Origin of the sequence: Cellvibrio mixtus subsp. mixtus J3-8, assembly GCF_000766945.1 — a bacterium.
Lineage (GTDB): Bacteria > Pseudomonadota > Gammaproteobacteria > Pseudomonadales > Cellvibrionaceae > Cellvibrio > Cellvibrio mixtus_A.
Genome location: NZ_KN266208.1, coordinates 624,027 through 636,556 on the forward strand (window position 1 = coordinate 624,027; position 12,530 = coordinate 636,556).

At 43.3% G+C, this 12,530-nt stretch carries 11 protein-coding genes; 5 read left to right on the top strand and 6 right to left on the bottom strand.

The window, feature by feature from the left end; genetic code table 11:
- The first annotated feature begins 208 nt into the window (after positions 1 to 208).
- The 5 genes from A596_RS13200 (at position 209) to A596_RS13220 (ending at position 5,949) form a co-directional block, all read left to right on the top strand.
- Positions 209 to 1,771: a hypothetical protein gene (locus tag A596_RS13200; RefSeq protein WP_039915382.1), complete on the top strand. Its 1,563-nt coding sequence runs from the start codon at positions 209 to 211 to the stop codon at positions 1,769 to 1,771.
- Positions 1,772 to 1,959: 188 nt separating this feature from the next.
- Entirely contained in the window at positions 1,960 to 2,379 is a 420-nt protein-coding gene (locus tag A596_RS13205) for a hypothetical protein (RefSeq protein ID WP_039915383.1), read from the top strand.
- A gap of 5 nt (positions 2,380 to 2,384) precedes the next feature.
- On the top strand, positions 2,385 to 3,746 hold the full coding sequence (locus tag A596_RS13210) for an MFS transporter (RefSeq protein WP_039915384.1): 1,362 nt from the start codon (positions 2,385 to 2,387) through the stop codon (positions 3,744 to 3,746).
- A gap of 1 nt (position 3,747) precedes the next feature.
- On the top strand, positions 3,748 to 4,674 hold the full coding sequence (locus tag A596_RS13215; RefSeq protein WP_039915386.1) for a DUF6625 family protein: 927 nt from the start codon (positions 3,748 to 3,750) through the stop codon (positions 4,672 to 4,674).
- 609 nt (positions 4,675 to 5,283) lie between these two features.
- Positions 5,284 to 5,949 carry a PEP-CTERM sorting domain-containing protein gene (locus tag A596_RS13220; RefSeq protein ID WP_039915387.1) on the top strand — a complete coding sequence of 222 codons (666 nt, stop codon included), beginning with the start codon at positions 5,284 to 5,286 and terminating at the stop codon, positions 5,947 to 5,949.
- Positions 5,950 to 6,532: 583 nt separating this feature from the next.
- On the opposite strand, the gene A596_RS13225 is transcribed toward A596_RS13220, so the two are convergent.
- The 6 genes from A596_RS13225 to A596_RS13250 form a co-directional block, all read right to left on the bottom strand.
- Positions 6,533 to 7,276 carry a hypothetical protein gene (locus tag A596_RS13225; RefSeq protein ID WP_039915389.1) on the bottom strand — a complete coding sequence of 248 codons (744 nt, stop codon included), beginning with the start codon at positions 7,274 to 7,276 and terminating at the stop codon, positions 6,533 to 6,535.
- Between the two features lie 332 nt (positions 7,277 to 7,608).
- Positions 7,609 to 7,818 carry a hypothetical protein gene (locus A596_RS13230; RefSeq protein ID WP_039915390.1) on the bottom strand — a complete coding sequence of 70 codons (210 nt, stop codon included), beginning with the start codon at positions 7,816 to 7,818 and terminating at the stop codon, positions 7,609 to 7,611.
- 52 nt (positions 7,819 to 7,870) lie between these two features.
- Complete coding sequence (locus tag A596_RS13235) at positions 7,871 to 8,926, bottom strand: M23 family metallopeptidase (RefSeq protein ID WP_039915391.1); 1,056 nt, start codon at positions 8,924 to 8,926, stop codon at positions 7,871 to 7,873.
- A gap of 242 nt (positions 8,927 to 9,168) precedes the next feature.
- Positions 9,169 to 9,879, bottom strand: coding sequence for a response regulator (locus tag A596_RS13240; protein WP_039915685.1), 711 nt, complete (start codon positions 9,877 to 9,879; stop codon positions 9,169 to 9,171).
- Between the two features lie 64 nt (positions 9,880 to 9,943).
- Entirely contained in the window at positions 9,944 to 11,686 is a 1,743-nt protein-coding gene (locus A596_RS22145; protein WP_052417481.1) for a two-component system sensor histidine kinase NtrB, read from the bottom strand.
- A gap of 368 nt (positions 11,687 to 12,054) precedes the next feature.
- On the bottom strand, positions 12,055 to 12,513 hold the full coding sequence (locus tag A596_RS13250; protein WP_039915392.1) for a hypothetical protein: 459 nt from the start codon (positions 12,511 to 12,513) through the stop codon (positions 12,055 to 12,057).
- Positions 12,514 to 12,530 lie beyond the last annotated feature (17 nt).

Sequence of the window (12,530 nt, forward strand, 5' to 3'; positions counted from 1 at the left end):
GCAGCCTCTCCATGCGGGGAGGCCGCATTTTTCTTATCAAAATAAGAGCTCAGTAACTTGCAACTAAATATCACCATAGAATAAATAAAAGATTCCCCCAATTAATCACGAAATACAATTCACTTATTAAATCTCATTTGAAACGACGTCCTCATTTTTAAGGCACTCCTCCATCCTGCGCGGCACAATCTCTTGGAAGTTTTTTTGTATGGTAGATGTATATGATATTGATGCAGTATTGGTGCAATTTGAAGCCAGACATATTAAATGTCCTGATGCTATATGGATTAACACAGAATATGTAAACACTCAAAGCAACAATCCATACAAAGACTTCTCAGAAAAATTTTCCTATGTCGCAACCGAAAACCAAGATAAGTGCTTTTCGCAGCTAGAGTCATTGGAAGAAATGAAGTTGATGCTGGATGCAGAGAGATATGGAGGAGAGGGTATAGCGGAAAATGGTGGCGGCGGCCGATGCGGCAATCTAAATGGGTTTCAAATAAAGGGGATCGGCAAAAATCCATTAGTAGGCTCTACTAAAAAATTTTATTCCTATGGCGGGTTGAATGCACGAGATGCAGTTTATGAAACCATTTATGGTTCTATTTTATCCAAGCTACTCCCTGTCGGAGTAGCTAAAATAATCGGCGTAATATTTACTTCTGAGCATGGCGCATACAATAAATTCGACGAGAATAACCCTAGTGCTGAGGAGCTTGGGTGGGGGGCGCTTTTGGTTCGTGAAATTTGCCTGAGACCAGGGCATTTTTTTAGATCTCAATTTTTTGTTGAGAATGAAAATTTATCGATCCGGTTAAGTCCTGATGTGGTTCGAACTAAACTGGCAAACTTATCGCTATTCAACCAGCTAGGAAGCATCGATGCTTGCGTTGGTTATTTGAAAGAATTCCTTAATAATTGCGCTGACCAATTTTCTTATACAAAAGTATTCAGAATTACGCACGGAGGAATTTATCCGTCAAATCTATGTTTCGATGGAAGATGGATAGATCTAACAAATGCAAGTTTCATTAACGGTGGTCAAAATGTAGGAGGATGCCCTCCATTCTTCGAAGAATCAAATGCTGTAATTTCAATACTCCAAGAGTTCATCCATAACTTCACTAAATATAATGATATTTCTCTGGATGAAAAGGAACTCATAAATTTCTACAACGAAAAAAAGTCCGCACATTTCCAGCGACATGTCATTTCTTTATTTTCTATGCAGAATGAAAGACTTGACGAGTCAACGAAGCACGATGTGTTAGGTCTTTTCTCGTCGCAGGTCTCAGCGATACTTCATGCAAATCCAAAACTAATTCTTCGCTGGCCCGAAAAAATTATCAATGAGGATCCGATAATTTTGCTTCAAGAATCACTATTTTTATCATTGGCCAACCAAAAAGCATCTGATGAAAAATTGCTGAAACTCAGAAATATAAAAGGTTTTAGTGCTGATGTGGCAGTAGCGACATTTGGAAGAATCGCGAAGAATTATTTTTTTAGATCAAAGTCGTCACGAACTCAATTTTTTGATCTGTTTACTGTGCTAGCTATCTCATCCCTAAAAAAATCTTTGTTTGTTGAATTTTTCTATAAAGGCAGGCTGGGAAATTATATTAATGATGTCATATACAACAATCCTTTTAATTCGGGAAAACTGATAACTGATTCTATATCAGCCTGCGAATGGATATTTGAAGCTACCGATAATCAAAAGATGCGCCTATACGAGGGCAATAATTTAACAATAGGATTTGATTAATCTAAAGAAGTCTTTTTTTGCAGTTGTTTGGACTCCGGCGAAATAAAAACCTTTACCTATGCATCAGATCTGATTATTGAAATTAATAGCATTCCACCCGAAAAGCTCTCAATTCAAAACTATAGTTTTAGAAGTGGCTTGTTAAGAATTCTGACGACAGTTGAGCTCATACGTAAATAGGGAATTAAATGAACGATTACGCCAAAATCTTAGTTGATGTTCTTGAGTTTCGTATGAGACATCAATTAGGTATATATCCTGCTCATCTTAATGCGCTACGGAATTCTGCGCATAGTCAAAAGCTAACTATATTTCGCGATCAGTTGGGTCGTCCAATTGGTTACATAGCTTGGGCGAGCATCAATAAAGCATCGACACAACGCTTGTTTAATGGCTGGGTTTTGCCAGTTTATCCATATGAATGGAGTGAGGGCGCGATTTGCTTACCGTTAGACATAATGATTACAAGCTCTGCTAGTCAAGAAGGCATCCAACAACTTAAAAAATTTATACGCACGCAGAGGGTCATTGTATTATCTAAACGAAATAAAATTCGCATATATTTTCGTAAAAATAAAAAATTTGTAAAGCGAGTAGTAACTGGATAATCAGTATGGCTTCCGATCACCAACTCAAGAAAACCGAAATAGTTGCTTATGGTGCGGGCGATGCTGCGTTTGCTCTCATCGGCACATTACTTGGATTCTACCAATTATATTTCCTCACAGATGTATTCGGCATCGCTCCAGCTTCGATTGCGATTATTATGCTTGTTATTAAGATATGGGATACAGTAAATCATCCGCTCATGGGAATTTTAGCTGATCGCACGCAAAGTAAGTATGGGCGATATCGACCTTGGTTGCTTTACTCTATCCTACCGTTAGCAATTTCTTCAATTCTTGTTTTTTATGCTCCTCCAGGCTTATCCGATTGGCAAAAAAATGTTTATGCATTGTCTGTTTGCTTCATTTACTGGAGTTCATTCTCTGCCGTGAACGTCCCTTATGTTGCTTTAATGAGTGCAATGACATCCAATGTAAGCAGCCGAGCAAATCTAGCTTCGGCAAGATTTATTGGAGCATTCGGTGCTAGCACCCTGGCAATGTTTTTTACCAAGGATTTAGTGCTCTGGTTTGGCGATGGCGACGAAGCATCTGGTTTCTTAGCTGTAAGTATTCTCTACGCGATAATTGGGTCAGTAATTTTATATTGGACATTTTATTCAACCCAGGAACGCATCTCGGTTCAACCTGAATCAATTCTTACCCCTTGGGGTGACATTAAATCTTTATTTCGATCCGGCCCATTCTGGACAGTTATTGCAACTAGTGTGTTTATTGGGCTCTTTGTAAGTGTTAAATCTGGTCTGGCTGTTTTCTATCTAAAGTATGTAATTCAGATTCCCTCCGTCGATAAATACTTTATGGCTGGCGGCACAATTAGTTGTTTGATTGGTGTCTGTTTTGTCTCGTTATTGTTAGGAAAATTTGATAAGAAGAGACTGTTTATTTGCTTTATGTCGGGAAACGCGTTGTTTATCGCAGCAATTTTCTGGGTTGATCCCGAAAATACAGCACTACTTTTAACATTTCACTTCTTAAATTCGTTTTTAGGCGGAGCATGCGCACCAATATTTTTTGCTATCTATTCAGATGTAATTGATTACAATGAATTTAAGACTGGTTCTAGATCCGCTGCATTAATCAACAGCCTGGGATTATTTGCAGGCACCTTAGGAGCTGCAATTGGTGGGTTCATAGCGCCTATTGGGCTGGCATGGATTGGATACACAGCGAACCAACCACAAAATGCTAACGTCATCGAAGGATTGTGTTGGTTATTCACCATCGTTCCCGCGGTTTTCGCAAGCATTGCTGCGCTCTTGATGGTTATATTTCCTTTAAATAAGTCAAGAATGGCCTCTATAAATTATAGACTTAGCCAGCGGCGAGTTTGCATTGACACGCACTAACATGAAGAAAATTATCATAATAATTGAATACTTTGGTGGAGAATGGCCAGAGTGGATTAACTTATACTTTTTAAGTTGTGCCCGCAATCCATCAATCACTTGGCTTATTCATACAGACTGTGCACACGATCAATACCAATATAGTAATATTATTTTTTCAAAAATGTCTTGGGATGCATATAAGGCACACGTTAGTGAACGATTAAAGATAAATTTCAATCCGGAAAATAAGTACAAGCTCTGTGATATCAGGCCAGCGCTTGGTTATATTTGGGAGGACGAAATTGCTGGATACGATTTTTATGGATATGGAGACGTAGATGTAATATATGGAAATCTTCAAAAATTTTTGACTGATGCTGTATTAAAACACAACGTAATTAGTACTCATGAATGGTGTTTCTCAGGACATTTGTCACTATTCAAAAACGAGCGATGGATACGTAGTTCATTTAGGCAGCTTTCAGCTTGGAAAATGGTATTTGAGTCACCACTCCATTTTCGCTTTGATGAAGACTATTATTTTAGAGCCTTTCTTAGGCCAAATAGATTTACAAAAAAATATTTTCGATTTTTTATATGGATTACAGACTTATTAAATCCCTTCCGTATTAAATATAGAAATGTCTATCTTCAAGAACAATTTTCCACCCCGTTAGTGCCAGGCTTATGGCATGGACAATCGATCAAGCACTCTGAAACATGGTATTGGAAGGATGGCATTATTACCAACAAAGATAATGGTGAGCATGAGTTTATGTACCTTCATTTTATGAATTACACAAGCGCACGCTACATGGATGCGCTTTATGGCACAATTGCCCCTTGGTCTTCCTTGGAAAAAATAATAAAAATATCATATTCTGAAGCAGAAAATGGATTTACCATAGGGCTTGATGGCTTTAATACACTTCCCTCGACCGATTAATATGTATATAGCATATAAGATATTGCTCAGTTGAGTTTTAACCAAAGATCTGATCTAGTTATCTTTGATTATCATCACATATGAAACTCTAAAAGTTTTTATATGATTAGAATAGTTCTTGCTTAGTTGTATCTAAAAGGTGAAATTTAATTAGCTTTCACCTTTTAGGTTTTTCTACTGCCTCAAAAAATAGATAGTCGCGTAGCAGCTTAAGGTTCGTATTTAGCTGAAGCCGGCAGTTCACCTTGGCGCTCATTAATAATATTCAACATTCTCAAGGACCGCTTTTGGCCGTTTTGGCACACAGAGCAGGTAGATTGGAATGTTGAGGGGACGCCGTTTTTGATGTTACTCGGTTGTCGTGTGAGGATTTATCTGCGCGTTAGAATACAAATTTGATAAAAATATCGACACCTGTGTAACAACGGGCTGTTGAATCCTATTCGACGCGTTGAAGGACATCTCAACCCTGCGTAGAAGTTTCTCCATTCGATATGCTAGGCTCTCCGGGCGTAAATTTTTTCAGCGTTAATAGATATTGTTCGTGCTAGTTCTGTTCTCGTAATAAATCAGGAACCTAATATTTTTTTCTCAAGCGAGGGATTACCTATGAAAAATGTACTTCTCAGATTGTGTTTATGTATCGGCGGTTGGTTTGGATTGTTGTGTTCAGCCCACGCCGGATTAATTATCGACACGGGAGAACCCCCGGAACCTGGCTATGGGTCGGCGTTCATGGGGTCAAACAACGGTAACTATCAATATGTTGCAGGCAAAATAAATTTCGCGTCAGCGTATCAAATCAATAGCATTGACACCCATCTCAAATTTAGTGAACCTTATTTTGCAAGTGGCGGGGCTTTCTCAATTGTCTTGTATAACGATGACAATGCTAGCGGTCCAGATAATTTGGTTTACAGCGCAAGCGGTGGTTACATGCCTGCCGATTCTCAAGGCGCATGGTATGGGATCTCTGGACTTGATTGGTTAGTAGAGGCCGGGTCTTATTGGATTGCATTTGAAGCGCAGGACAGCTCTATCAATGCAATCATGTCATATGCAGCTCAACCGGCAGCAACTGAGTACGCCTACAACATCAATTTTTGGGGTTATAACGGTTATACCACGGACCTTGGCGGCTCGCCGTTTTCCTTGCGTGTCGACGCGAATTCGGTGAGTGAAGTGCCTGAGCCAGGAAGCCTGATGTTGTTGCTCGCTGCTTTATTAACCCTGCTTTCTGTTTATGGTTTTCGCAGAAATGCGAGCACTTGTTAATACCGAAGGGCGTTGGCTTTTCAATACATGAAGGTTTTAGCAACGATCACTTTCGTTTGTCGAAAAACATCACCAATACGATATAAAGCCCACCTGTTGTAAACGGGCGGGCTTTTTCATTTCAACAATTATTTCGAAATCATTTCATTAAGCTCACCTTACTCATCCTTATACCTTAGCGATAGGTGAAAAAGATGGGCAAGCCTATAGAGCGTGGGCAACAATGGATATTTCCAGCATGCATGTTTCGCCACAACATGCATCAGTCCCTGAGCCACCATCATTTTATCTGTTAGCTTTTATTGGGTTGTTGGTTCGTAAATTGGGTCGGGCCGTATAGGCCCAATGAAGGATAATTACGAACCTGCCTCGAATTTTTTATATTATCGAGCGCCGTTTGCAGCGTTATATTTTTTTGAATTTTTTCATCTATCAACAAAATCCCTATAGAACAATCAAATTTCTGGATATCTTCAAGAGAATTTTTTAAAGCTCATATTGGCTAAAAAATAGTGTTCAAATATTTATGATTATTACGTATTTGGATATTTCGAACGTTGGGGGTTCGTAAACTCACCTCAGCTTACGGAGATACCACTTCAGGAACCGGGTATCCCGTTAATGCAGACGCAAAGTGAAGCCAGGGCGTTGCTGCATTCACACTAAAAAATATCAAGAGAATCACAAGTAAATAACCACCGACTATGCCTAGTGCCAACTTGGAAAATTTGCTCGAACTTTTGTCTTTCAAGCCAGTTGCACCAATATAAAGTGCGAGAGAAATTAACAAAGATCCAAAAGTAGCAACAGAGCCTGTTTCAACAACAAACCGTAGTGCACGTGCCGTGGCGGGTGCGAGCAAAATAAAAAAGCTGGCTAATTGGAAATGGCGATGCCAGTGGTGGCGACGAACCAGAATAAAAGCAGCCAAGCCAAAAATTAGCGTTGCAGTGATAATCCAGAATGGATAGGCCAAACGGATTAACGGTGCCACGCCCGAAGGTTCGCTGGCGGCTGCCGCCGTTCTGCCTAATACCACAACGTAGGACAGCGCAATGTATATGCCGAATAACGCAGCACCTGCAACGCCGACTTCTTTATGCCGCGCGAGCAAGCCTCTGCTGGCTGCAAAATGTTGATAAAGGAAAACGGCGATCCAGGCGGTGATTGTTATGCCGTGAACCAATATGAGCGAGGTTAAGGGTTTGCCTGCACCGAAAACCGGTTTTAAATAAAATGTAGGGGCGAAGCCTACCAGAATCAGAAGAACGCCGAGCAGAACAAAAATATCGCTTTGCTTTAATGTAAATTTTTTGACTGCAGTCATTGCAGTATCTCCATTGCGGTTGTTTTGGGATTTGTATTGAGCAGGAAAGTTTTTTTGAAGAGCAAGGAGTATGCCGTTTGAAAGTACGTATTATTAATTTTAACAGAATGGCTAAAACCCTGGTAATTTAAGGGATCGTGAGAATAGTTAAGAGAGTTGAAAAATATATTCGGGATGAACATGCTACTGAGATTCAAACGCATGTGTTGCTATGAGAACATTTGAATCCCAGATTATGCTGGCTTATCAACTTTACGAGATAAGAAATCGTTAGCAGGATATTGGAGAAGTAAAAAGCAATCGCGCTTGGCGATTGCTTTTAGTTAACGCAGTTATTGCACGATAATGTTTTTTCCTGGTGGATCGGGTTGCGGGTTAAAATTACCAACCTGCCCTTCAATATTTTTCCCTGGCGGATCGGGCTGTGGGTTAGAGTTGCCTACCTGTTCTTTCACTCGCAGATCATGCACGATAACTCCCGCATTCACTGTGGCAGCCCCCAAAACCAACGCAATCACACCAACCAAATTAATTACTTTCATTGCTCAAATCCTCTTGAATGATTTCCCATTTTTTAAATCGTTAGCGATTTAATTACTTGCGCCAGATTCCGGTGTACACAGAACCGCAGTACCACCAGCCGTAACGGGTGTAACCCAGTTGTGCCAGATCGTTCGATTTTTTAGTGAACGCAGTTAACGTCATACCGTGGAATGCTTGCCATGAACCGCTCGATGGAACCCAACCGGTGTTATAAATTTGACCATTGTCAGTACAGGCGTAAACATTGGGCATTACACCGGAGTCTGCAAAGTGATTGAACCAGGCTTGCATGCGCTCATCGGGAATATTATTGACAGTCCAGTAAGCCACTGAGTGTGGGGCCCAAATCATTACTTCACCATCAGGAAGTTTTTTACCTTGCAGTAAAGTCCAGGTGGCATTTACCGATGCAGTTTGGTTGGTGAACGGTGTTGTTTGACCGTGATCGAATTTAATTTCGACCGGTTGATCCGCAGAGGTTTGCATATGCACATGCAAGTGCGGGCGATCAGAGTTACCGACATTACCAACAAGACCCAGAACCTGCCCTTTGGTAATGCGTGCACCGCCGCTAACCCATCCTTCACTGTTTAAAACGTATCCCGCTTTTCCAGTGGAATTGTAAACCGCATTATGCGGACAAAGGCTGGTAGGAATTGAACCGGGTTGTGCGTGGGCGTAGAGGGCGTAATTACCGTCATCGTGACGCACATACAAATAGTTTCCCGCATAAGCGATATAGCCTTCACCTACTTTTGGGTGATTGGAACCAGGCGTGTTTTCCGGTGAGTTACGCCAACAGTTGACGACGGTGCCCGCCTCCATCGCACGGATTTTTGCACCGTAAATAATACGACTGGAATTGAGTGTGGTATCAGCATTGTCGGTTTTGAACTCAGACCATTTGCCATTACCGATATGACGTTGGGCAAGAATATCAAACCCGTCGGTTTGGGCCCCTTTGGACCAATGGTTGGTTGTGGTGTAACGGTAATTCAGGTTGATGTCATCGGCGCGCAACGGAAAATCCACAGCGGATGCAGAGACAGAAACCAAGGCAGCAGAAGCGATGATTAATGAGCGAGTAAAAGCATGAAGTGATTTCATTTTAAATTTCCTTTTAAATTTAAAAAAATGAGTAAGTTAGGTTGAGCGCCGGCTTCTTCATGAAGCGAAGAAAAAATTAAAAAACGATAACAAATAACAGCAAATGAACAATTCCTTACCATAACCGCGACAACCTTGTCGTTTGTTCATGTGGCCATATTACGAGGGCAAATTGTCAGAAGTTTGCCGCGAGGAAGGAGATTTGTGTCAATTGTGTCAGCGGAGGAAAAGCCCCAATGCGGTCAGACATTGGGGATATAGACATAACCTACGGAACGCACCGTTTTGATGGTGGCGGGTTTATCCGGATCAACTTCAATTTTTTTGCGCATGCGCGTGATGCGGCTATCGATGGAGCGATCAAAAGGATCAGCGTCGGTTTTGTGGGCGAGTTCCAGCAAATAATCGCGCGATAACGGGCGGTTGGGGTTGGCGAGGAAGACCATCAATAAATCGTATTCCATGGCGGTAAGCGGGATTTCGGTTTCACCTTCCCAGAGTTTGCGTGTTTCAACGTCGAGCAAACATTTGCCAATTTTTTTGCGCGCATCTTGTACCGGTTGGGTATTCGCCGGCAATTCATTTTGGGTGCGGCGCAATACGCTGCGCACACGAGCTAGCAATGCGCGCAAATCAAATGGCTTGCCGACGTAATCGTCTGCGCCCATTTCCAGGCCGACAACCATGTCCACCTGCCCCGCCGATGCGGTGACCATAATAATTCCGGCGCGGGTGTGTTCGCGCAAATAGCGCGTGAGTGTTAGACCGTCTTCACCCGGCATATTTAAATCCAGCAGCACAATATGCGGCGTAAAGTCCGGCAGGATTTTTTTTAACTCCTGGCCATTCACCGCAATTTTTACCGCGAAGCCTTGCATCTCAAAATAATCAGCGAGGGTTTCGGCAATGTCGATTTCATCATCGACCACAATCATTTGGTATTGAGTGCTCATGCTGTTCACTTGATACTGGTTATTAATTGTTACGCGTTTTATTAAATAGAAAATGATAAAAAATTTATTTCAAAGCCAATGGCAACCTAATGCAAAAACAGGCCCCGCTACCGGGATGCTGTTCCAGCTCCAGATTACCGCCGTGCGCTTCAATAATGCCGCTGCATACCGCCAGCCCCAAACCTGTGCCTTTGCCGGGTGCCTTGGTGGTAAAAAAAGGCTCGAAAATCCGGTGTTGCACTTCCGGTGCAATACCCGGGCCTGAATCGGTAATGCGAATCGCCATATGCGTTTCAGCCAATGCCGATTCAATGCGCAGTATTTTTTGCGGCGAATCCTGCATCGCTTGTTGGGCATTGATAATCAGGTTGCTAATTACCTGGTGCACTTGGTCCGCATCGGCGGCAACATCCGGTAAATGAGTGGCCAGCTGTAATTGTAGTTCGATGTGCTGGTTGCGTAAGCCAGGTTCCAATAATTCCAGCACGTGCTGTATAAGTTGATTGATATTCACCGGTGCACATTGCGGCGGCTGGTTGCGGGCCATGGATAAAAATGTAGTTACAATCGTGGCGCAGCGCTCGGCGGCGTTGCGGATTTTATCGGCGCGCTTGAGGATGCGCGGCTCCTGTTCGGTTTCCTGCAGCAGTTGGGCTTGCCCGACTACAATCGCCAAGGGGTTATTTAACTCATGGGATATGCCCGCCAGCAGCGTCCCCATCGCCGCTAATTTTTCATTGCGTTGCAGGACTTCGCGCTGGCGAATAATTTCATGTTCCGCATTGCGCTGTGCGGTGAGATCGCGAATATACGCAGTAACTAAACGGCGGCCAATTAAATCTACTTGCCGCAAGGTTAATTCCACCGGAAATTCGCTGTTATCCTTGCGCTTGGCTTGCAGCTCCAAACGCTGGCCCAACACGCGCGGCTCACCTTTTTCGCTGTAGCGACGGAAACCCTGTTCATGTTGGGCGCGCATGGCTTCCGGCACAATTAATTCGCCAATCGATTGCCCCAGCGCTTCATCGCGCGCGTAGCCAAACATGTGTTCGGCGGCTTCGCTGAATTCAATCACCGCACCACTTTCATCAATGGTAATGACGGCATCGAGCGATGCGGCAATCATCGCGCGGTGTAATTTGCTGCTGTTGTTTTTTATCACCAGCGATTGGAAAAATTGCCAGCGCGAATGTTGCTCGATGGTATAACCGGCGAAGATGCCGATAATGGCATTGGAGAGCAGGAAAAAATTATTGGAAATAATATCGGCAAACGGCAGCGCTTTAAAAAACGCGATGCAGTTGTAGAGCACTACGATCAACACTACCGTGCGCAACGCATTTATAAAACGCAACCCGACAATAAATAGCGTCCAGGTAATGCACAGATTGATGCCCGCGTAATAGTAATGATTATATTGGTTGTGCGTAATTAGCAGCATGGCGAAAATCCCGCCGGCCGCAACCATGCTGGAGGCAAACACCAGTTGCTGGTGGACTCGCTGGAAAAAGGCCTGGAAGGTGCCAATAAATAATAGCGCTATCAAACTGCAGGTTACGGCACGAACACCCCATAGCTCCCACATTTTTTCCGGTACCAGCAAATAATCCAGGAACGCAAAATTCAGGTAGAGCACAAACGCCAATGCCAACGCAATGCGCACTTGTCGGGCGATGTTTACCGCAACATTGGCCTGGTATTCCTGCTCCAGGGATGAATCGCGGAATACCAGCGTTAACGGATTAAAAATCCGGTAGCGCTGGCTAAAAGAAAAAGTATGGTAATTATCGATAACCGGATCGCTCATTCGTTTCCCTGCAATGCAATAGAACTATTCGATATGGGGATGTCAAAACCCAGGCTGGCGATTGTAGCCGCTGGTGGATTTACATGCAGCTATGCACGCGACGTTATCGGGCAAATATCGTCTGGCAAATATCGCGACAACGCCTAGGCTTAAAGAGCGGTACCCAATTTATGCACTGGAGGTGAGCAAGATGAGCAAATCTCAAGACAAACGCAAAGAAAGTAAAAAACCGGCAACTCGCACTGCCAAAGAAAAACATCAACAGAAAAAAGCAAAACAGGCTGAGCATGCGCACCGCGAATTTTAGTGGTTACGCATAACAAAAAAGGGCGCAAATTGCGCCCTTTTTATACGAAGCGAGAATAAATCTAATTACCCACCTGTTCACGCACACGCAACAACCCGCTCGCCACCTCTGATCCTTGCGCCGCAAAACGTAAACCCTGCTGCACAAACATCTCTGCTTTTTGCGGTAAACCTAGTTGCACATAACTTTGGGCAAGAATCAAATACAAATCCGCTGCGCGACGCTCAATGCGCAGGCCGCGCTCTGCAGTAGCAATCGCACCTTGATAATCCTGCGCAACATATTGGCTACGCGCTTGTTTAGCCAGGCTCAACGCGGCGGGGTTCAACACCGCAGCCGGCTTTGGGACAGCCCCGGGTTGCGGCTGCACAACGGCCGGCGCTTCAGGTTTGGTAATTAACGGTGGTGGTGCAGTGGTAACGGGTGGTGGTGATGGAGGAGTCGATGGAGAATGAGTGGCACAGCCGACAAACGCCAGTGCCAAACAAGCGATAAAAAAACGATTAAAAAAGTTGGTCATGAGGTACCCGATAACAG

Coding starts and splice junctions, on each gene's coding strand:
- A596_RS13210 (WP_039915384.1), top strand. CDS start 2,385: ATGGCTTCCGATCACCAACTCAAGAAAACCGAAATAGTTGCTTATGGT.
- A596_RS13225 (WP_039915389.1), bottom strand. CDS start 7,276: ATGACTGCAGTCAAAAAATTTACATTAAAGCAAAGCGATATTTTTGTT.
- A596_RS13200 (WP_039915382.1), top strand. CDS start 209: ATGGTAGATGTATATGATATTGATGCAGTATTGGTGCAATTTGAAGCC.
- A596_RS13250 (WP_039915392.1), bottom strand. CDS start 12,513: ATGACCAACTTTTTTAATCGTTTTTTTATCGCTTGTTTGGCACTGGCG.
- A596_RS13240 (WP_039915685.1), bottom strand. CDS start 9,879: ATGAGCACTCAATACCAAATGATTGTGGTCGATGATGAAATCGACATT.
- A596_RS13220 (WP_039915387.1), top strand. CDS start 5,284: ATGAAAAATGTACTTCTCAGATTGTGTTTATGTATCGGCGGTTGGTTT.
- A596_RS13215 (WP_039915386.1), top strand. CDS start 3,748: ATGAAGAAAATTATCATAATAATTGAATACTTTGGTGGAGAATGGCCA.
- A596_RS22145 (WP_052417481.1), bottom strand. CDS start 11,686: ATGAGCGATCCGGTTATCGATAATTACCATACTTTTTCTTTTAGCCAG.
- A596_RS13205 (WP_039915383.1), top strand. CDS start 1,960: ATGAACGATTACGCCAAAATCTTAGTTGATGTTCTTGAGTTTCGTATG.
- A596_RS13230 (WP_039915390.1), bottom strand. CDS start 7,818: ATGAAAGTAATTAATTTGGTTGGTGTGATTGCGTTGGTTTTGGGGGCT.
- A596_RS13235 (WP_039915391.1), bottom strand. CDS start 8,926: ATGAAATCACTTCATGCTTTTACTCGCTCATTAATCATCGCTTCTGCT.